The sequence below is a fragment of the Pseudoalteromonas sp. APC 3224 genome (assembly GCF_030407535.1).
Lineage (GTDB): Bacteria > Pseudomonadota > Gammaproteobacteria > Enterobacterales > Alteromonadaceae > Pseudoalteromonas.
The window spans coordinates 13,127-32,555 of sequence record NZ_JASDDF010000026.1 but is presented as its reverse complement, the minus strand read 5'-3'; the positions used below and the strand labels follow the sequence as shown (position 1 = coordinate 32,555).

General features: G+C 39.2%; 18 protein-coding genes and 1 tRNA gene. 11 read left to right on the top strand and 8 right to left on the bottom strand.

All coding sequences use genetic code 11. The features are described 5' to 3' along the window. Window positions 1–129: 129 nt before the first annotated feature. Entirely contained in the window at window positions 130–825 is a 696-nt protein-coding gene (locus tag QL989_RS12900) for a YgjP-like metallopeptidase domain-containing protein (protein ID WP_290170709.1), read from the top strand. A 31-nt stretch (window positions 826–856) separates the two neighbouring features. Here QL989_RS12900 and QL989_RS12895 read toward each other — a convergent pair. Continuing rightward, window positions 857–941 (bottom strand) — tRNA-Tyr (locus QL989_RS12895). Window positions 942–1,053: 112 nt separating this feature from the next. Between QL989_RS12895 and QL989_RS12890 the strand changes: the two genes are divergently transcribed. Both QL989_RS12890 and QL989_RS12885 read left to right on the top strand, forming a co-directional pair. Continuing rightward, window positions 1,054–1,581: a VC2046/SO_2500 family protein gene (locus QL989_RS12890; RefSeq protein WP_290170708.1), complete on the top strand. Its 528-nt coding sequence runs from the start codon at window positions 1,054–1,056 to the stop codon at window positions 1,579–1,581. A 201-nt stretch (window positions 1,582–1,782) separates the two neighbouring features. Beyond that, window positions 1,783–2,085, top strand: coding sequence for a DUF6172 family protein (locus QL989_RS12885; RefSeq protein ID WP_010388513.1), 303 nt, complete (start codon window positions 1,783–1,785; stop codon window positions 2,083–2,085). Between the two features lie 67 nt (window positions 2,086–2,152). Here QL989_RS12885 and QL989_RS12880 read toward each other — a convergent pair whose 3' ends face one another. From QL989_RS12880 to QL989_RS12870, 3 genes are all read right to left on the bottom strand, one after another. Further along, on the bottom strand, window positions 2,153–2,629 hold the full coding sequence (locus QL989_RS12880) for a YchJ family protein (RefSeq protein ID WP_290170707.1): 477 nt from the start codon (window positions 2,627–2,629) through the stop codon (window positions 2,153–2,155). 39 nt (window positions 2,630–2,668) lie between these two features. Further along, window positions 2,669–3,103, bottom strand: a complete 435-nt coding sequence (locus QL989_RS12875; protein WP_010388516.1) for a SulA-like leucine-rich domain-containing protein — start codon at window positions 3,101–3,103, stop codon at window positions 2,669–2,671. 324 nt (window positions 3,104–3,427) lie between these two features. After that, window positions 3,428–3,889 (bottom strand): sel1 repeat family protein, encoded by a 462-nt coding sequence (locus QL989_RS12870; RefSeq protein WP_138609444.1) that lies wholly within the window; start codon window positions 3,887–3,889, stop codon window positions 3,428–3,430. Window positions 3,890–4,007: 118 nt separating this feature from the next. On the opposite strand from QL989_RS12870, the gene QL989_RS12865 reads away from it, so the two are divergent. After that, window positions 4,008–5,300 (top strand): NCS2 family permease, encoded by a 1,293-nt coding sequence (locus tag QL989_RS12865; RefSeq protein ID WP_290170706.1) that lies wholly within the window; start codon window positions 4,008–4,010, stop codon window positions 5,298–5,300. Between the two features lie 111 nt (window positions 5,301–5,411). Here QL989_RS12865 and QL989_RS12860 read toward each other — a convergent pair whose 3' ends face one another. Further along, a complete protein-coding gene (locus tag QL989_RS12860) occupies window positions 5,412–6,167 on the bottom strand; it encodes a hypothetical protein (RefSeq protein WP_054201140.1) in 756 nt (251 codons plus the stop codon). 297 nt (window positions 6,168–6,464) lie between these two features. Here QL989_RS12860 and cysB point away from each other — a divergent pair, with 297 nt between their 5' ends. Continuing rightward, window positions 6,465–7,442 (top strand): HTH-type transcriptional regulator CysB, encoded by a 978-nt coding sequence (gene cysB, locus QL989_RS12855; RefSeq protein ID WP_010388526.1) that lies wholly within the window; start codon window positions 6,465–6,467, stop codon window positions 7,440–7,442. A 64-nt stretch (window positions 7,443–7,506) separates the two neighbouring features. Here the strand turns inward: cysB and QL989_RS12850 are convergent, their stop codons facing one another. The 3 genes from QL989_RS12850 to pabB all read right to left on the bottom strand — a co-directional run bounded on the left by QL989_RS12850 (window position 7,507) and on the right by pabB (window position 10,911). Then, window positions 7,507–8,883, bottom strand: a complete 1,377-nt coding sequence (locus tag QL989_RS12850) for an L-serine ammonia-lyase (RefSeq protein WP_290170705.1) — start codon at window positions 8,881–8,883, stop codon at window positions 7,507–7,509. 101 nt (window positions 8,884–8,984) lie between these two features. Then, the gene (locus tag QL989_RS12845) at window positions 8,985–9,560 is read right to left on the bottom strand and encodes a CoA pyrophosphatase (protein ID WP_290170704.1); all 576 of its coding nucleotides are present in this window, start codon (window positions 9,558–9,560) and stop codon (window positions 8,985–8,987) included. After that, on the bottom strand, window positions 9,553–10,911 hold the full coding sequence (pabB, locus tag QL989_RS12840) for an aminodeoxychorismate synthase component I (protein ID WP_138609436.1): 1,359 nt from the start codon (window positions 10,909–10,911) through the stop codon (window positions 9,553–9,555). The genes QL989_RS12845 and pabB overlap by 8 nt, the downstream gene beginning before the upstream one ends. Before the next feature lie 166 nt (window positions 10,912–11,077). Between pabB and QL989_RS12835 the strand changes: the two genes are divergently transcribed. The 6 genes from QL989_RS12835 to QL989_RS12810 all read left to right on the top strand — a co-directional run bounded on the left by QL989_RS12835 (window position 11,078) and on the right by QL989_RS12810 (window position 19,299). Next, window positions 11,078–12,604 carry a fumarate hydratase gene (locus QL989_RS12835; protein WP_010388533.1) on the top strand — a complete coding sequence of 509 codons (1,527 nt, stop codon included), beginning with the start codon at window positions 11,078–11,080 and terminating at the stop codon, window positions 12,602–12,604. Window positions 12,605–13,027: 423 nt separating this feature from the next. Next, window positions 13,028–14,068 (top strand): Glu/Leu/Phe/Val dehydrogenase, encoded by a 1,041-nt coding sequence (locus QL989_RS12830; RefSeq protein WP_290170703.1) that lies wholly within the window; start codon window positions 13,028–13,030, stop codon window positions 14,066–14,068. 151 nt (window positions 14,069–14,219) lie between these two features. Next, entirely contained in the window at window positions 14,220–14,882 is a 663-nt protein-coding gene (locus tag QL989_RS12825) for a CatA-like O-acetyltransferase (RefSeq protein ID WP_290170702.1), read from the top strand. 110 nt (window positions 14,883–14,992) lie between these two features. Then, window positions 14,993–17,881 carry a ligand-binding sensor domain-containing diguanylate cyclase gene (locus QL989_RS12820; RefSeq protein WP_290170701.1) on the top strand — a complete coding sequence of 963 codons (2,889 nt, stop codon included), beginning with the start codon at window positions 14,993–14,995 and terminating at the stop codon, window positions 17,879–17,881. Window positions 17,882–18,091: 210 nt separating this feature from the next. Further along, window positions 18,092–18,376, top strand: coding sequence for a hypothetical protein (locus QL989_RS12815; RefSeq protein ID WP_290170700.1), 285 nt, complete (start codon window positions 18,092–18,094; stop codon window positions 18,374–18,376). 119 nt (window positions 18,377–18,495) lie between these two features. Continuing rightward, window positions 18,496–19,299 (top strand): M23 family metallopeptidase, encoded by an 804-nt coding sequence (locus QL989_RS12810; RefSeq protein ID WP_290170699.1) that lies wholly within the window; start codon window positions 18,496–18,498, stop codon window positions 19,297–19,299. Window positions 19,300–19,429 lie beyond the last annotated feature (130 nt).

Sequence of the window (19,429 nt, the reverse complement as noted above, 5' to 3'; positions counted from 1 at the left end):
CATCGTTTAGCCTATTTAGTATCGAGCAATATTAAAACGATACCTACTAACTGGTTTTTTCTCCTACGAATTAACTTATTAAGCTAATAGAGAAAGTTTTATTTTATAATAACTTATAGGCACTTTAGATTGTTAGATTATACGTTAAGAAGAAGCCGTCGGCGAAAAACTGTGGCTATTAAAGTCGCACACAAAGAGCTTACAGTTTATGCGCCCCATTTTGTAACGAAAACACAAATTAATGAATGGCTGTTGAGTAAACAGGGCTGGATTGATGCTCAGTTACATAAGCAACAAATTCAAGCCGATACACGACAGTTTCCACTCAAAACCCATAGCATTAAATTATTTAATGAAGCTGTTAATGTGCAATTTGAAAATGCAGCACGCACTCAATGGCAGCAGCACAATGAAAGCCAAACACTGTTACTGAGTCTTTCTTCACGTGTGAAGCATCGAACGCAAATGTATCAAAGTTTGCTAGAGCAGTTTTTGCATGAGAAATTAGAAAGTTATATTGAAATGCGAGTAAACTACTATTGTCAGCTGATGGGTGAAAAGCTACCGAGTAATATTCGTATTCAATTGTATAAGCGTCGCTGGGGCAGTTGTAACCGCAGGCGTGAGCTTACCTTTAATTTACACCTTGCAGGCGCACCCACCTGGGTCATTGACTATGTAATTGTGCATGAGTTAGCGCATTTAAAGTATTTAAATCACAGTGCACAGTTTTGGCATCGTGTAGGGTTATTTTATTCAGAACACAAAAATGCAAGCGCTTGGTTAAATAAGTATGGTATGAGTTTACAATGGGTTTTTGAATAGTAAGGAAAATAAACGAGGTAAAAAAGAGAAGTGGTGGAGGGAGCTGGATTCGAACCAGCGAAGGCTGAGCCGTCAGATTTACAGTCTGATCCCTTTGGCCGCTCGGGAACCCCTCCAATGCAACGCGGCAGATAATAGCAAACTTCTTATTTAAGTAAAGAAAAAAGCTAAAGAAAATTCAAATTTAGCCGATAAATACTTATTAATTAGTTAAATAGGCTAAAGTCTATGCAGATTGGTGATTTGTTAATCACAGAGAGTCAATTAAAAACACGACTCAATAAAAGTGTGCATGAAAGCCGTCGGGGTGAATTTGCTCTTTTATTAGCAATGCTATCTCATGATGCGCTCGATTTTAGTGAGTTTCACTTACCTAAAAGTGATGCAAGTGGTTATCAAGCTGATGAAGAGACCTTGCGTAAACACTTAGGTGCGGGCCCAAAGCAGCCATTGGCGCCTGAGAGTTTTAATATGTTAATTGGCAAAAATAACACGGAACTTTTAGCAAAAATGGGAAGCGCCGAAGGGATGAGTGAGATAAAGTTAACTCAGTGCTTAAAGCCTGAGCCATTTAATATTCGTGATGATAAAAATCATATTCCGCTTAACGTGATTGATAATTGTGAATTAGCGGTACGTCGACGAATTCAAAATACCAACACCGAGCTATCAAACCCTCAAATGGATGCCGCAGCATTTTATGATGATTTACAAAATGAAGCCCTCCACCAGCCATTACATTTGTTTAGTGCCTAATTAAATTACATTAAATGCTGTTTTTTAAGCGCCATTAGATTGTAATAAACTGTGTTTATATTAGTGGTTTTGTAGGTGCTTTATTTTAATAACCGATTTAATATAAAAAAAGCATCCAAAATTTAAATGCAATTGCTATAATGGCGCAAATGGTATGACATTAGATGCCATTATCATTAAACCAAGGTAATTAGGAACGTAATGAAGAAAACATTCACGCTGAATCATGAGAAAATCAAATACCCTCGTATGGTTGATGCTGCAAAGCATGAAGTGAAAAAATATTTGAAAAGAGAACGTAATAAAACTTTACCTGTTGATGCCGACTACTGGGCATTCGATTGTAAGTTTGGTAACACGGCTGAAGAAGCCCAAGTTGTTCACGTTGCTGAAATTAACAATCACATCAGTGAAATTGAAAAGCAAGGTTTAACCTCTTTCTACTTAGAGATTTTAGCAAGACCTGCACAGCGTCAAGACTTCGATGAAGATGATGACGAATAAAGCGCTAAGTTGCGTTTAGTGTAGTTTTTGAAAATGGGCCAAGTGGCCCATTTTTTGTGGTTGTTACTTATACACTATGACACTTTTTATACTTTTTATTACTGCCGCAAGGACAAGTATCATTGCGTTTCACTTTAATATCAGCAACCGGTGTGATCTCACCATCAAGGTATCGCCACTGTTCATCTTCTTTAATAAACTTTGAATGCTCAGCCAGCTCGCAATACAAGTCTTGATAAAAGTAATGGGCTTTAAACTTTACAAACCCTGTTTTATCATTATAACCAGAATCTAATACGGTTAAGTTTATAAAGCGGCAACTAGTTGCAAAGTCTTTAATTTCTGATAGTGAGTTTTCAGCTTGCTTTTCTTTTGCGTAACTTTCACGAACAAAAGCCGCGTTTTTAACCGCATATGCACTGTAGCGAGCACGCATAAGTTGCTCAGGTGTTTGTGGCTGTTTGGTTTTTAAATGAAAAGGTTCACAGCAATCAGCATAAAGTTGCTGACTGCCACAAAAACATAGTAGGGCGTTAGAGGTCATAATAAATGTACTGTGTATTAAAACGCTAGTTTACCAAGCTTATTGCGTTAGTGAAATCTCAGCTTGAGCGCTTTTTTTGCTAAAGCAATACAGCTTAGTGCGTGTATGGCTCAGGTTTAATGATAACTGTGATAGTTGCTGATTATTTATTATGTCGGTCCAGGTGATCACCGCTGCAAAATTTCCATTGTGAAGTGCAGAACTTAAAACATACTCTATATTAACTAAATGTTTTTGGCGTATAACTAATAATTTACTGGTATCAATTGAACATGAATCAAGTAACGCTTTACTAGGTACATGGTCTGGCGCAATTAAAAGTGTCCATGCATTTAAGCTATTGTATTGGTGTAATACTTTTAATAATTCAAACGTCGCTGAAATCTCATCTTCAATTTGTACAACGTTAACACAATCAGATTGGTCATCTTGTTGGTAGCTCTTAACTGTTCTTACGGTAATAGGCTGTAACATAATCGTCTCACTCACTGGGTTTTTATACAGTACATGTATACAGTAGTTTATACAGTTGTTTGGTGCAAGTGTTTTTTGCTATTTTTTTGTACAGTTATTCAGCTGAGCACGATAAGGAAACTATTCAAAAATAAATAGTTCATATATAACAATAAATTATAATTTTTGGGGATGAATACTTTTGACGGTAGCTTTTTAATCTATAACCAAATAAATCTTGAAATGCATGAGGTATACAGTAGTTTAAAAAATTAAGCGTTGTTGCATTTAACTTATAAAACGCTTAATTAATTTACAGATAGAATGAGTTACTAGCTAGTAAAATTATTTTTCGTGACTTATAGGGATCAAATGTGAAAATTGTAACTGATGAATTTGTTCATATAAGCTGGCGGCATAACACTGGGCGTCTTTAAGTCGTTTGGTACTAATGTGTTTGCGTATATCGCTCATTGCTTCTACTGCTGGATCATACCCTTGGCTACTAGCTAAGCTGAGCCACGCAGCCCCATGAAATACACTTTGTGGCACACCTTGGCCTTTAATAAAAAATAGTCCTAAGTAAAACTGTGCACGATAGTTTCCTGCCATTGCTGCTAAACGCATCCATTTTGCGGCTAAGGCGCCTTGTTCATTTTTAAGGTAATAAAGAGCTTTATTTAATGTGTCTTGATCGGTGTTTTTAGAGCTCGCAGGGGGATTTGCATCGCTTGGTTGCGTTACAAAAGAAAGAATGTTGTCTAATTGTTGCTCTAAGTCTTGGCCACTTGGTGTCGTTTTGATCATGCTACTTCGTTTGTTATTTTAATCACTTAGCTAGTTTAGTATATAGCAAGGTAAAATGTCCTGTAAAAAGTTATTTTTATGCTAAAATCTCGCCACTTTTTACAACCACAAGTTTATTATGCTCGAAGCCTTATTCAAAATCCGTGCAAATGATTCTTCGGTTCGCCGTGAATGTATTGCCGGTATGACTACATTTATTACGATGGTTTATATCGTATTCGTTAACCCAGCTATGCTTGCAGAAGCAGGCATGGACCAAGGTGCTGCCTTTGTTGCAACCTGTATTGCCGCTGCAATAGGGTGTTTTATTATGGGGTTGTGGGCCAATTATCCATTGGCATTGGCACCGGGTATGGGATTAAATGCATTTTTTACCTATGGCGTGGTGTTAGGTATGGGCTATAGCTGGCAAGCAGCGCTGGGCGCGGTGTTTATGTCAGGGTGTATATTTTTAATATTAAGCTTATTTAAGGTGCGAGAGTGGATTATTAATGCAATCCCCCTGGTGCTCAAACAAGCAATAGCAACCGGTATTGGTGCATTTTTAGCGCTTATTGCACTAAAAAGTGCTGGTATTATTGTATCAAGCCCAGCAACACTTGTGCAGCTAGGCGATATAACGTCACCGGGTCCGCTATTAGCTATTTTTAGTTTTTTTATTATTGCGGCATTACTTTATCGCGATTTTAAAAGCGGTGTATTAATTAGTATTTTACTCGTTACCGCGATAGCAGTGTCGATGGGGTTAGTTGAATATCATGGTGTTGTTGCAATGCCACCTTCAATAATGCCAACTTTTATGCAACTTGATTTTAGTGCAGCTTTTGAACTGTCTATGTTGAGTGTTATTTTTGCGTTTCTATTTGTTGATTTATTTGATACCTCAGGTACGTTGGTAGCGGTTACTCAAAAAGCGGGCCTAGCAGATAAAAACGGCAATATGCCGCGCTTAGGTCGCGCATTAAGCGCTGATAGCACTGCAACCATTGCCGGTGCAATGCTGGGAACTTCAACAACAACTTCTTATATAGAGTCTGTAGCGGGAGTATCAGTGGGGGGCCGAACGGGCTTAACGGCTGTAGTTGTAGGTTGCTGCTTTTTATTAATGATGTTTTTTGCACCTTTGGCACAAATGGTACCCGCATACGCAACAGCAGGGGCAATCTTATATGTATCTGTTCTAATGCTACAAAACTTAAAGTTTGTAAACTGGGATGATATGACCGATGCAATTCCAGTGAGTGTTGTATTGTTAATGACTCCATTGACCTTTTCAATTGCACACGGTATTGCATTGGGTTTTATTTCTTATACAGCGGTTAAAGTACTGTGTGGTAAAAAAGATCAGGTAAGTATTAGTATTTGGATTTTAACGGCACTGTTTATTATTAAGTTTGCATTTTTATCTTAATGCTTCTGTTAAATAGCTAGATTTAGTTTGGGTATGTAAATTTATATAGTGACTAAATTTCAGTAATAAAAAAGCCCATACAGTTGTATGGGCTTTTTATTAGGTAATGAATTACCATTTCTTTTTCGGTGCAAATAGTACGTCTAAATCATCTTGCTCTTGTTCGTTCTTTTTCTTCAATGATGTAGCGTTTGATGCCTTTAATTCAGTGCTTATTGTTTCTAGATAGCCTTCGACTTCAGCCCGTTTTGCAGTAATGTAATCATCATTAAATGACACACTGTTTAGCGTCGTCGATGCTTTTTCAAAGTACTGCCTAGCAGAGCCTACCATACCGGCTGTTTGAGCTGCTAGACCACGTTTTATCTGGCTTTCAATGTTGATTCTTAGTTGTAGCTTCTCAAGGCGTTTGTCTTCTGCAATGAACGCTTGGCTGTCAACTTTCCCCTTGTTGTGCTCAGAACGGATAATAGTACGGAGCTTTTTTATACCCTGTATTAGTGATATCAGTTGCTTGTCATTACCTGGCAAAACAAAACCATCCGAGCCGTCTTGAATCGGATTTTGTAGTCGCTCTTTTGCTTCTTTTAAGCGGTTTTTTAGTCCGCTACCACCGCTTGAAATAGACACCATATTACTTAGCGCATCATGAATACGACGTTGTAATATTCGCTGAGTTGCTTCTGAAAGTGGGATATTAGCGCTATTCATTAACGCCTCTTCAGTTTCTTCAATGATAGCTTTTTGTTTTGTTAGCTCTTTACGTCGTTCAGCTTCTTGTTTTTCTTTATGTTGTTGAACAGCACTAACCCACAGTGCAATGACGATAAGCGCAACAATTAATACAATTATAATGGAAACGATCATGTTATAATTCTCAAATTCTTAACCTTATTATCTAATCTTACATTAAATATATAAAAGGTGGGAAACTTTGCGCCGATTAACTAAAAAAAACACCATGCATAAAGCGTTTAAATCTTAATGTGTTATGTTTTGTTTGCTGATAATCATTGCTATCTCAACTTTATTTATTGTGTTAACCTGAAATTTCAATAAATTAATTGTTACATTGTGTAACCTTAATCAGCCTTTTATATAGTTACCTATTAATTAGGGTGCGCTTTTATCTGTCAATGTGAATTATAACGAAACTACATAGCCATGAAATTACAACAACTTAGATATATCGTAGAAGTTCAAAATCATAAATTAAATGTTTCAGCTACCGCTGAGAGTTTATTTACCTCCCAGCCTGGTATTTCTAAGCAAGTACGTATGTTAGAAGATGAACTAGGTGTACAAATTTTTGGTCGTAGTGGTAAACATTTAACTCACGTTACAGGTGCTGGCGAAGAAATCATTAACATATCGCGAGAAATACTCTCAAAAGTTGAGGGCATTAAAGCGGTTGCTAATGAACATACGCTGCCCGATCAAGGTAAACTTAATATTGCGACTACGCACACCCAAGCACGTTATGCGTTACCAAGTGTAATTCAAGGCTTTACCCAAAAATACCCAGCAGTGTCACTGCATATGCACCAAGGTACGCCGCAGCAAATATCGGATGCAGCTGCGCGCGGTGATGCAGATTTTGCAATTGCTACTGAAGCACTGCACTTATATTCAGATTTAGTTATGTTGCCTTGTTATCACTGGAATCGCAGTATTGTGGTTGCTAAAGATCATCCCCTTGCGAAAAAAGTCGATAATTTAACGGTGGCAGATATAGCGCAGTATCCTTTGATCACTTATGTATTTGGTTTTACTGGTCGCTCAGAGCTTGATAAAGCATTTAACGCCTATGGGCTTGAGCCACATATTGTATTTACCGCCACCGATGCCGATGTTATTAAAACGTATGTGCGCCTGGGATTAGGTGTCGGTGTGGTTGCATCTATGGCAATTGATCAGGTAAACGACAACGACTTAGTGTGCATTGATGCTAGCCATTTATTTGAAGCAAGCACCACTAAGATTGGTTTTAGAAAAGGTAGCTTTTTACGTACTTACATGTATGACTTTATCGAACGTTTTGCACCGCATTTAACCAAAGAGCGAGTAGAGCGAGCAAGTTTGCTGCGTAATCAAGACGATGTTGATAAATTATTTGCTGATATCGAATTACCGGTTAAATAACAGCTACACAGTAATGAAAAAGCCGCTTAGTTTTGCAACTAAGCGGCTTTTTTATGCTATCTAATTAACACTCGATAATGTTAACAGCTAATCCACCGCGAGCGGTTTCTTTGTATTTTGTTTTCATATCGTTACCAGTATCGAGCATGGTTTTAATTACTTTATCAAGCGATACTTTTTGTTCGCCACTGCCGCGAATAGCAAGACGAGAAGCATTAATTGCTTTAATAGCGCCCATTGCATTACGCTCAATACAAGGTACCTGCACTAAGCCGCCCACTGGGTCGCAGGTCAATCCTAAGTTATGTTCCATGCCAATTTCAGCGGCATTTTCTACGTGTACCACGTTACCACCAACAATTTCAGTCAGCGCACCAGCAGCCATTGAACAGGCAACACCAACTTCACCTTGGCAACCCACTTCAGCACCTGAGATAGAGGCATTTTTTTTGTATAAAATACCAATAGCGGCCGCGGTTAATAAATACCGAGTAGCAATGTCTCGATCAACTTCTTTGATAAAAGTATGATAGTACATTAATACGGCTGGTAGGATACCAGCTGCACCATTTGTAGGTGCAGTAACCACACGACCGCCTGCTGCATTTTCTTCATTCACTGCTAATGCGAATAAATCAACCCAATCCATAGCACGAAGTGGATCGTTACTCACTTCTACATTGAGCTTTAAATATAAGCTTGGTGCACGGCGTTTTACTTTCAAACCACCCGGTAAAATACCTTCGGTACGCATACCACGTTCAATACAGGCTTTCATTACTTGCCAAATATTAAATAATTCATCTTTTATGGCTTCTTCACTGCGTAAGGTTTTTTCGTTTTTCATCATTAACGTTGATACGCTGTAACCCGACTCTTTACACATTTCGAGTAATTCTTTAGCCGTGCCAAACGGGAACGGGGCAGGGTTTTCTTCGCGAATATCTAAAGCCGCTTGTTTTTCTTTTTCAAATTCTTCATCTGTAACAATAAACCCACCACCAATAGAGTAGTAAACTTTGCTGTATACTTTTTCACCATTGTTATAGGCAATAATTTCCATTGCGTTGGAATGTTTAGGGAGTGTTTTTCTGCGATGAAAAACAATAGCGCCTTGTTTAGGGAATTTAGCTTTATGAGTTTGGTTTAGGTAAATAACCTGCTCACTTTCTATTTTTGCTAAAATGTCGTCCACCAAATCGGCATCTATGGTTTCAGGGTCATAACCGGCTAGGCCAAGGATCACTGCTTTTCCCGAACCATGACCAACACCTGTCTGCCCCAGTGAGCCGTAAAGCTCTACTTTTACATCGGTCACATTTGCTAATAGTTGTTGCTCGTTTAGGTCATTAACAAATAAGCGTGATGCACGCATTGGGCCGACGGTATGTGACGATGAAGGGCCAATACCAATGCTAAACATGTCAAATGCACTGATCATAATGTGTGTCTCTACTTAGTTTTCTCAGCATTAAGCTGTTCTTTGAACGGTCGACTATAATAACGTGGAAATCCAGGTGTGTAACCCTTATTAGCAAAGATTTAAACTGGTATGGCGAGTTGCTTTGTAAAGTTTTTAATAATACTGGCTGTTGCTCCCCACAAAAGCCCGTGAGGAGTGTTGAAGCCATTTAAAGTTAGGGTTCTTCCATTACGTTCAAAGGGGATTGGTTGCCAATTGGCTTCATTACTTAACGCTTCGATAGAGAGTAAAAAGCTGGCTTGTACTTCGTTGTGATCGTTCTCCCATACCGTTTCTTTTTTAATCAAGCCCACAAAAGGACGTATAGTAAATCCAGTAAGGGTAGAGTATTCCGGCAGCTGACCTAAAACCTGAACATTATGCGGGGCAATGTTAAGTTCTTCGTGCAATTCACGCAGTGCCGTGGTGCGCAGGTTAACATCATTAATTTCAAATTTACCACCCGGTAAACAAATCTCCCCAGGGTGGTGATGTAAATAGGTTGGCCGCTTACACAATAAAACATGTGCTTCGTTATCTATATCAATCAAAGGTAGCATCACTGCACTGGCGCGCTTTTTTTTATTATCTTTGAGCTGATCCACGGCTAAACTGCGGTTTAATTGAAAACGAGCCGAAATGGTTCCACTATTCAAAGCGACCTTCATTTAATATAGGGAGTATTTTATTTACTTTATCGTATGTTTCTTGATATTCCAATTCGACTTTTGAATCAGCAACAATGCCACCGCCAGCCCAACAATGTATTTGTTGTTGATGAGTAACTAAAGTTCGAATGGTAATACTGGTATCCATATTACCGCAGGCGCTGATATAGCCAATAGAGCCACAATAAATATTGCGTCTGTGCGGCTCCAGCTCTTCAATTATTTCCATGGCGCGTACTTTTGGTGCGCCAGTAATAGAGCCTCCAGGGAATGCGGCTTCAAGTTGATCGACTGCTGTTTTTCCTTCATCAAGGATGGATGTAACTGTACTTACCAAATGGTGTACTGCCGGAAAGCTTTCAATAGCAAATAAAGAAGGTACAACAACAGAGCCCGGTTTTGCGACTTTACCTAAATCATTCCGTAGCAGGTCTACTATCATGACATTTTCAGCGCGGTCTTTACTGGAGTTTGCCAGTAATGTGGCTTGTTTGGCATCTTCTAAAGCATCGGCTTTACGTGGTAGCGTACCTTTAATAGGTTTTGTTTCTACCTTGTTGTCATGCACAGCAATAAAACGCTCAGGTGATATTGATAAAATAGCGCCTTGCGGATGATTAACAAAACTAGAAAAAGGGGCTTTATTGGCTTGCGTTAATTTAACATAAGCGGTCCAAGGAGAACCTTGAAAACGTGCACTAAAACGTTGCGCTAAGTTAATTTGATAACAATCACCACTTTTTAAGTATTCTTCAATCGCTGCAAACTTTTCGCTATAACTTGTCTGACTCATATTTGACTGCCACTGTGATGTAAGCGAAAAGCTTTCGTGCTTAGGTGGTTGCGTTAAATATTGCTGATACAGCGAGAGGCGATCTACATTTGGCTGCGAAACATAAAACCAAGTATCCAGTTGTTTATCGTAAATCAGTGCATCAAGGTAAAGTCCAACGGCCATCTGCGGTAAATCAATATCGTTTAAAGCACTGCTTGGCAGTTGCTCTATGGTACGCCCTAAGTCATAACCAAAATAACCAAGCCAGCCACCATTAAAGGGTAAATTGTTAGCGGCTTTTGTTGTATCAAGCTTTGCTAATTCATCGTTCATTATTTCAAAGCAGCTTTTAGCACTCGCTTGGTTATTAAAAACAGTTTGATTATTTTTAACTTCCAGAGTGCTTTGGGGCTCAATAGCTATAATGTCATAACGACTGTTAATGTGATCGCTATCACCCGAATCTAGCAAAATAGCGTAGGGTAAATGAGCAAAATGCGAAAATACCTCTATACAATTTTGTGATATGGCTAATTCAACACAATTTTTTTTATTGTTTAGCATTTACTACCCCTTTAAGAACTGGCTCCAAACGGGCTGGGAGGGTATCATAAGTCAAATTTTTTTGGCAGCGTTTAGTGAGCGCTGTGGTTGAAAACAGTTCGAACCACCGTCACGGGTTTGATAATGCTTACGTGCAGCGTGCGTAACAACAACTTAAGGAACCACTATGAGTACAATTCGTCAGCAAGACTTTATTGATAGCATTGAAGATGCCTTGCAATACATCTCGTTTTATCATCCTCTTGATTTTGTTCAAGCGCTAGAAAAAGCGTATAACAAAGAGCAAAGCAAAGCCGCTAAAGATGCGATTGCGCAAATCTTAATTAACTCGCGCATGTCGGCAGAAGGTAAGCGCCCGCTGTGTCAGGATACTGGGATCATCACCTGTTTTGTAAAAGTAGGTATGGATGTTAACTGGGATAAAACCGATTTAACAGTACAACAAATGGTTGATGAGGGGACGCGTCGTGCGTACTTAAATCCAGATAACCCATTGCGCGCATCGATTGTTGCCGACCCTGCGGGAACACGTAAAAATACTAAAGATAATACGCCATCAGTGGTACACATTGACTTAGTTGCTGGCGATAAAGTTGAAGTGATGGTGGCTGCTAAGGGTGGTGGCTCAGAGAACAAAAGTAAAATGGTGATGTTAAACCCATCTGACGATGTGGCCGAATGGGTTGAAAAAACGCTACCAACAATGGGTGCGGGTTGGTGTCCACCAGGCATGCTAGGCATAGGTATTGGTGGCACGGCAGAAAAAGCAGCGGTAATGGCGAAAGAGTCATTAATGGATCCGGTTGATATTCATGAACTCATTGAGCGCGGCGCAGAAACAACAGAAGAAAAACTGCGTTTAGAAATTTTTGAACGTGCGAATAAATTAGGCATTGGTGCACAAGGCCTTGGTGGGTTAACCACGGTTGTTGATATTAAAATTAAAACAGCACCAACTCACGCGGCTTCAAAGCCAGTGGTTATGATCCCAAATTGTGCTGCTACGCGCCACGTACACTTTACGCTTGATGGTTCAGGCCCTGCGAATTTAAAAGCACCTAAATTAGAAGATTGGCCAGAAGTGACTTTCGAAGTCGGTGAGGGCACACGTCGCGTTAATTTAGATACCCTGACTAAAGAAGACACTAAAGAATGGAAAATGGGTGAAACCGTTTTACTCTCAGGTACTATTTTAACGGGTCGAGATGCTGCTCATAAGCGTCTGCAAGATATGATCAACTCAGGAGAAGGTTTACCTGAAGGAGTTGATTTTGATAACAAGTTTATTTACTACGTTGGTCCTGTGGATGCAGTAGGCGATGAAGCAGTAGGTCCTGCAGGCCCGACAACGGCTACTCGTATGGACAAATTTACTGACATGATGTTAGAAAAAACAGGCATCGTGGGAATGATTGGTAAAGCTGAACGAGGCCCTGCAACGGTTGAGTCTATTAAAAAGCATCAGTCAGTGTATTTAATGGCTGTAGGTGGTGCGGCTTACCTAGTATCTAAAGCAATTAAAAAAGCACGTGTTGTTGCCTTTGAAGATTTAGGTATGGAAGCTATCTACGAGTTTGAAGTAGAAGATATGCCAGTAACAGTTGCCGTTGACAGCGAAGGTGAAAATGCCCACACCCAAGGTCCTGCAATTTGGAAAGCAAAAATTGAAGAACTAGACAGCAAAATGAAATAAATTTGCAAAGTAATTATAAAAGCGAGCACCGTGTGCTCGTTTTTTTATTTTTAAATTTGCAGATACTTATACACCTCAGACCAGTTTTTGCTATATAGGCAGTTTTTATATAAGCCATTGTATTTTATGAGCTAGTGTTCTTTTTCAAGATGTACGATTAAGTTTACATATAAATTTAGAGTGACGTTCACGTAAGCGTAAACTTTAATTGCGGTGGTGTTTTTAGCTTTTATACCTAATAATATAATCATTATTAAATTTTTTATGCTGATTTATCGCAATAAGTCGTTTTGTTTTTCAGTTGAGTGCGGTTTATGTGGTTTATCTACTCATAGTATAGCGAACTAGTATCTGAAGTGATAAAGTCTCGTCAATTTGTAGCGTGCTTGCCCAAAAGGGCTCATTATTTTCGGAGTATTTAAAGTGGTTGTATTTAATCAAGTTGAATTTGATAACCATGAACAAGTGGTTTTTTGTTCAGACAAAGCGTCTGGTTTAAAGGCCATTATTGCGGTACATAACACAAACTTAGGCCCAGCTGTAGGCGGTTGTAGAATGTGGGATTATGCCAACGATGAGGATGCAGTTTACGATGTATTGCGTTTATCAAAAGGGATGACCTATAAAAATGCTGTGGCACGCTTGCCATTTGGTGGTGGTAAGTCAGTTATTATTGGTAATGCAAAAGAGATCAAATCTGAACAGCTATTCCGTGCATTTGGTCGTCAATTAGAGCGTTTAAATGGCAGTTACTACTCAGCAGAAGACGTAAATATCACGTGTGATGATGTGGCGATAATGAACAAAGAAACAAACTACGTGCTAGGCCTTGAAGGCAAAAGTGGTAATCCATCGCCATTTACAGCTTACGGCACGTTTTTAGGTATGAAAGCAGCGCTTCATCATCAACGCGGCATTCAAGATTTCTCAGGCATTAAAGTGGCTGTGCAAGGTTTAGGTGCAGTGGCTTATGGCTTGTGTAAACACTTGGCTGAAGCTGGTGCAGAATTATTTGTTACTGATATTAACCAAGCCGCAGTTGAGCGGGTAGTAAACGACTTTGGTGCAACAGCGGTTGGTATTGATGAAATATACGACTTAGATGTTGATGTGTATGCGCCTTGTGCGTTAGGTGCCACTATCAATGACACAACAATCCCTCGTTTAAAAGCAACAATTGTTGCAGGTTGTGCAAATAATCAGCTTGCAGAGTCACGCCATGGTGAAATTTTACGTGAAAAAGGTATTTTATATGCACCAGATTACGTAATAAATGCAGGCGGTATTATTAACGTGTATTACGAAACAGCACCTGAAGGTTACAGTAAAGAGGCGTCTAATAAACACGTAGAGAAGATTTTCGATACATTAGCTGAAATCTTTACACGCAGTGAAAAAGAACAAAAATCAACGCATTTAATTGCTGATGAACTTGCTCAAGAAATTATTGAAAACGGACTTTAAGTTTTTTATTTAGTTCAACTAAGGAGCGACTATCGCTCCTTTTTTTATGCCTATATAAGACTTTGGTATAACTACACCCAAAGCATCATTTTAATTAATGCGAATACAGGCAAAGCGAGGTAAAATTTTACTTTTGCTCTGTGTATACTTTATGTCTTCTGCCGATTTATCTCTTCGGGCTATTGATTTTGATCAGTGGCCGCGCAAACAACATTTTGAATTGTTTCAAAACTTCACTCAGCCTTATTTTAATGTGTGTGTAAAGCTCAGTGCTAAAAAGTTATATACCGCGTGTAAACAAACTAATCGTGCTTTTTTTCATGGTTATGTTTATTGCTTATTAAAAGCATGTCATGAGTATGAGCCGATGATGCTGCGTATTGTTAATCAAAAACCTTATTATTTAAACACCACGCGCGCGAGTGTGGTTGAGCTTGCCGATGATGACTCGTTTCGCTTTAGTTATTTTAAACAGCAAAACTCGTTAAATGAGTTTGCTAATAAAGCAAAAGCGATTAGTCATGAAGCAAGGTTAAACCCGCTGTTTTCTGATGCCTTTGCAGCAACTGAAGGACAAGCTGATTTAATTCACGTTTCTGTTTTACCTTGGTTAAACTTTAGCAGCTTTTCGCATGCGTTTACCCAGGGCCAAAGCTGTGGCATCCCTAAATTTGTGTTTGGTCAATACAACCCCGATACAGGCGAAATGCCACTATCAATTGATGTCCATCATGCGTTATTAGATGGACTACATGTGGCTAAGTTCATCCAACGTTTGCAACACTCATTTGATAGTTTGAGTGATAATACTTAATGAAAAAGTTGTAAATCTTATGTTATTATTTGTTGGTGATGTTTTCTAATTAAATTTTCACCTTGAATTTACTCAAATATAAAAACTAATAATTATAAAGGCAGTGTCTGATGAATCGCTTGGTGATTTTATGTTTCTTGTTGGTGATTTTTACTGTTGATGCTCAGCAACAGACTCGGCTGCCGTTGCGCGATTATTTTTTTGAAACGTGGAATACCCGTTCGGGCCTTCCTCACAATAGCATTAATAGCCTTGCACAAACACAAGATGGCTATTTATGGGTGGCTACTTGGGAAGGGCTTGCCCGCTTTAACGGTCAAGAATTTAAACTATTTACCCGCTCAGAAATTACTGATTTGCCCGATTCAGGCGTACGTGCGCTTACTCCTACATCCGATGGCGGCTTACTCATAGCCGGAGCGCGCGGCGGTATTAGTTTATATCAGCACCGACAATGGGACACTCAACCTAACGCCCAAGCAATGGTTAATCACGTATTTAAGAGTAAAAACGAGGATTTGTGGTTAGCACTTGAAAATGATGGTGTGTTTTATCGACCTGCCAAAAGCACTCAAGATATCCCAATAATACAAAACGTCAGTGCTTACAGAATAATTGAAGATAAGCAGGGCATTATATGGGCGGCAACCAGTGATGGGCTGTATAAAATAGTTAATTACACGCCTACATTGATGACTCCACATCATGGTTTGCCAGATGCACCTGTATATACTCTATTGATTACCCGTGAAGGACGCCTTGTTATTGGAAGTGAAAGAGGTGCGCGAGTATTAAATGGCAATGTGTTTGAGTCACCCCATCCACAGCTTAATGCAGAGTCTATTTCTAGTTTATTAGAAGATAACCATGGTGATTTGTGGTTTGGCACTATTAATAAAGGGGTATTTAGACTCAGTGTTGATGGCATAGAGCAATTAGATGCTAAAAATGGCTTACCTGCAAACCGCATATTGTCGTTATTACAAGACAGAGAAAACAGTATTTGGGTAGGGACCAACGCGGGTGTATTTAGGTTAAGAGAAGCCCCGTTTTCATCGTGGGGAAAAAAGCGAGGCTTATCTAGCGATTATGTACGCACGGTACTGTCACATTCTGATGGCAGTTTATGGATAGGCGGGAGTACAGGCTTAGATCGGCTGCAAAACAATAAAATTACCCATCTTAAAGGTACTAAGCAAGGCTCTCCTTATTCAGTATTGAGCTTACTTGAACAAAGCCAAGGTGATGTTTGGGTCGGTACATACACTTCAGGTGTGTTGAAGGTGGTTAATAACGAGCTTGTACCTTACTTAAATCGTGATAATGGCCTTGGTAGTAATGAAGTACGATCGTTACTTTTTGATTCAAAAAATCGTCTATGGGTAGGTTCAGCCATGGGGTTAACGCGAGTTAATACCGACGGCAGCTTAGACCAATTTACTAATGAGAAAGAGTTGCCGAGTGGCTTTATTCTAGCTTTGAGTGAAGATAAGAGGGCAAATATTTGGATAGGCACTGGCAATGGCGTAGTAGTTTACAATACCAATACGGAGAAATTTCAACCAATTCAGTTCCCTGAAGCGTTTTTGGCTAAATATGCGTTTGGCTTTTATATTGACGATAAATATACCTGGATGGCGACCGATAGAGGTTTATTGCGTTATCAACATTCAAATGGCCATATGACTATTTTAGGGAGGGAGTTAGGATTACCGGTTGATAAGCTTTTTCAAATTGTTCCCTTTAAAGATTCACTTTGGCTATCAAGTAACCGTGGCATTATTGAAGTTAATTATAAGCAGGTTAATCAGCTACTAGACTCAGCTACAAAAGGTAGTCAGACGCTAGCTTTTCAATTATACGATGAGGGCGATGGCATGCTCAGTGCGCAAGCCAATGGAGGGTCAACGCCTTCGGCTACAGCGCATTCAGATGGTACTATTTGGTTTGCCACCGCAAAAGGGGTGAGTACGGTTAAACCCGCGCGATTAAAAGAAGCCACCGAGATACCGTTACCAACTATTGTAGAAAGTTTCTCTGTAGATGGTAAACCCATGTTATTGCCTGTTGATGGTGACACACTTGTTTTGCCACCTGGAGTTACACGGCTGTCGTTCCATTATGCAGGCTTAAGTTTTATCATGCCGCAGCGATTAAACTTTCAAACAAAAATGAAAGGCTTTAACGATGAATGGGTTGATCGTTTTCATATTGCAACAGCTGAATATACTAATTTACCCGCGGGGAAATATTCATTTGCAGTGCGTTCTGCCTATCCTAATACCGATTGGCAGCAAAATGACAAAGTGATTCATTTTGAAATTCAATCGCATTTTTGGCAAAAAACCAGCTTTAAGCTAGTGGTGTTTTTTATTTTTGTGGTTGTCATATATAGTGCATATCGTTATCGCTTGTATCGCTATAAGCAGGTAGAAAAAGAGCTAACTAGCCGAGTGGTGAAGCAAACCCAAGCACTGCAAGAGCAAGCAAGTGCCTTTGCTTATCAAGCTACCCATGATCAGCTCACCGACTTACCGAATCGCCGGGCATTTGATGGTTGGCTGGCCGACAACTTTACAGATTTTAAAGCGCGTAATACTCCGCTTGCGATTGCCATTATGGATATTGACCACTTTAAACGCATTAATGATGGTTGGTCTCATTTGATTGGTGATCAGGTTATATGTGAAGTTGCCAATATTCTTAAAGCGCATTGTGAAGGCGAGCAAGAAGTGGCTCGTTGGGGCGGTGAAGAATTTACATTTGTATTTCCTGACATGAATACTGTGCAAGCACAGCAATTATGTGAACAATTACGCAAAGAAATTGAAAATAAAGACTTTTCGTCTATTGCCCAAGGGCTTAGCGTAACCGTGAGCTTTGGTGTTTCTGACTCTGATAATGTCGATGATTATGATCGGTTATTATCTCGTGCTGATCAAGCTTTATACAAGGCAAAAAACAATGGCCGAAATAGGGTTGAGTGCATAGCTTCCTAAAAAGAGCTGCTTTAATGCGTTAAATCGTTTTTTCCGACAGCTTTTATCATATAGAGAATTTCAACTTCTTTATTATTTGTGTAGGTTAAGTTAATTCATTAAGTAATTATATGTAAGCATAAGTAATATTAATTAACTTTATTTTAATTTGGGTGCTATACCTTGTGTACCCATTAGGGGGTTTTTTGCTTTTTACTTAAGGAATATAAGATGAAAAACAAGATAATTAATATTACATTCGCAAGTCTTCTAGGGGCCTCACCCGTGGTATTAGCAGAAGGCGATAAGCATGATGACTTTTTGTTTACTAAACAGGCTTTAGCATCACTCAAGCTTAACTCTTTACTGACTATTGATGATACGCAATTTGTGTTTAATGACTCATTATTAAACGAAGATTGGGATAACTTTTTTTCTTTACATGCGTCAGCAATTGAAGATAAAAAGAGCTCATTTTACACTGGGCAGGTTATACCAGCATTAATCCAAAAGTAATTTTAGCGCTGATAGAGCAACAAAGTGGCTTACTTTCAAACCCAAATGCTGATATTAAAAACCCTTTAGCTGGTATAACAGACAAGCGTGGTTTTGATGCGCAAGTAAAAGACGTAGTGATGAAATTAAGTCAACGCTTTTATGCATATAAGCAGTGGCAAGAGTCACAAGATAAGTTAAAAAAACGAAATCAGGCAACCCAAACTACGAGTAGCACAGCTGCAACTGCGGCTCTAGTAAGTCTGTTTGCAGATAGCGATAGACTGGCATCAAACTCTAAAAATAATCAACAGACTTTGACTGAGTTTTTAGCTACGTTTGACCGTGTATTTCCTAGTAACACTAGTCAATTGCAACGTTCATTGAATAGTGTAGATCAAAATAATGAAAAACAACTTTTAGCCGCTAGTTTTGAAATGAACTTACCGTGGCCGTCTGGCTATTGGTACAGTGGTGGCGCTCACTCAAATACAGGTTCTGGCTACCCATACTCATCACTTGATTTTAACAATGGCTCTGGTGGCTGGGGCGCTAATACTCCTTTTGTTCAAGCTGCGCATGGCGGAACGGTAACTCGCTTTTCTTCCTGCAATATTCGAGTAACACACGCCAGTGGCTATTCAACCAACTATTACCATATGTCAAACCTTCAATATAGCACTGGTGACTATGTTCAACCTGGTGCATGGTTAGGTCGCTATGCCAATAATTATAATCAAGCATTGTGTGAGGGCGGCCAATCATCAGGTCCTCATGTTCATTTTACTTTATTGTATAATGGGCAACAGGTTTCTCTGCATAATAAATATATAAGTGAACATCGCATAGATGTTGGCTCAAGTAATTATGATACCAACTGTAATCGTTTCTACTTTGAACGATATGGCTATCGTACATGTGCATGGCAGCCTCTGTATCGTTAGAACGATTACAAATAAACAGTCAACTAGCTAAAGTAAAGGCCACGCTCTAACAGATGTGTGGCTTTTTATTTAGTGCTAAATAATTGAATTCTAGTTTTATGGACCAATTAATACTGTATAGATAATTATT

Coding starts and splice junctions, on each gene's coding strand:
- QL989_RS12820 (WP_290170701.1), top strand. CDS start 14,993: ATGAATCGCTTGGTGATTTTATGTTTCTTGTTGGTGATTTTTACTGTT.
- QL989_RS12850 (WP_290170705.1), bottom strand. CDS start 8,883: ATGATCAGTGCATTTGACATGTTTAGCATTGGTATTGGCCCTTCATCG.
- pabB (WP_138609436.1), bottom strand. CDS start 10,911: ATGCTAAACAATAAAAAAAATTGTGTTGAATTAGCCATATCACAAAAT.
- QL989_RS12875 (WP_010388516.1), bottom strand. CDS start 3,103: ATGTTACAGCCTATTACCGTAAGAACAGTTAAGAGCTACCAACAAGAT.
- QL989_RS12870 (WP_138609444.1), bottom strand. CDS start 3,889: ATGATCAAAACGACACCAAGTGGCCAAGACTTAGAGCAACAATTAGAC.
- QL989_RS12880 (WP_290170707.1), bottom strand. CDS start 2,629: ATGACCTCTAACGCCCTACTATGTTTTTGTGGCAGTCAGCAACTTTAT.
- QL989_RS12835 (WP_010388533.1), top strand. CDS start 11,078: ATGAGTACAATTCGTCAGCAAGACTTTATTGATAGCATTGAAGATGCC.
- QL989_RS12885 (WP_010388513.1), top strand. CDS start 1,783: ATGAAGAAAACATTCACGCTGAATCATGAGAAAATCAAATACCCTCGT.
- QL989_RS12860 (WP_054201140.1), bottom strand. CDS start 6,167: ATGATCGTTTCCATTATAATTGTATTAATTGTTGCGCTTATCGTCATT.
- QL989_RS12810 (WP_290170699.1), top strand. CDS start 18,496: ATGAAATTAAGTCAACGCTTTTATGCATATAAGCAGTGGCAAGAGTCA.
- QL989_RS12865 (WP_290170706.1), top strand. CDS start 4,008: ATGCTCGAAGCCTTATTCAAAATCCGTGCAAATGATTCTTCGGTTCGC.
- QL989_RS12890 (WP_290170708.1), top strand. CDS start 1,054: ATGCAGATTGGTGATTTGTTAATCACAGAGAGTCAATTAAAAACACGA.
- QL989_RS12815 (WP_290170700.1), top strand. CDS start 18,092: ATGAAAAACAAGATAATTAATATTACATTCGCAAGTCTTCTAGGGGCC.
- QL989_RS12825 (WP_290170702.1), top strand. CDS start 14,220: ATGTCTTCTGCCGATTTATCTCTTCGGGCTATTGATTTTGATCAGTGG.
- cysB (WP_010388526.1), top strand. CDS start 6,465: ATGAAATTACAACAACTTAGATATATCGTAGAAGTTCAAAATCATAAA.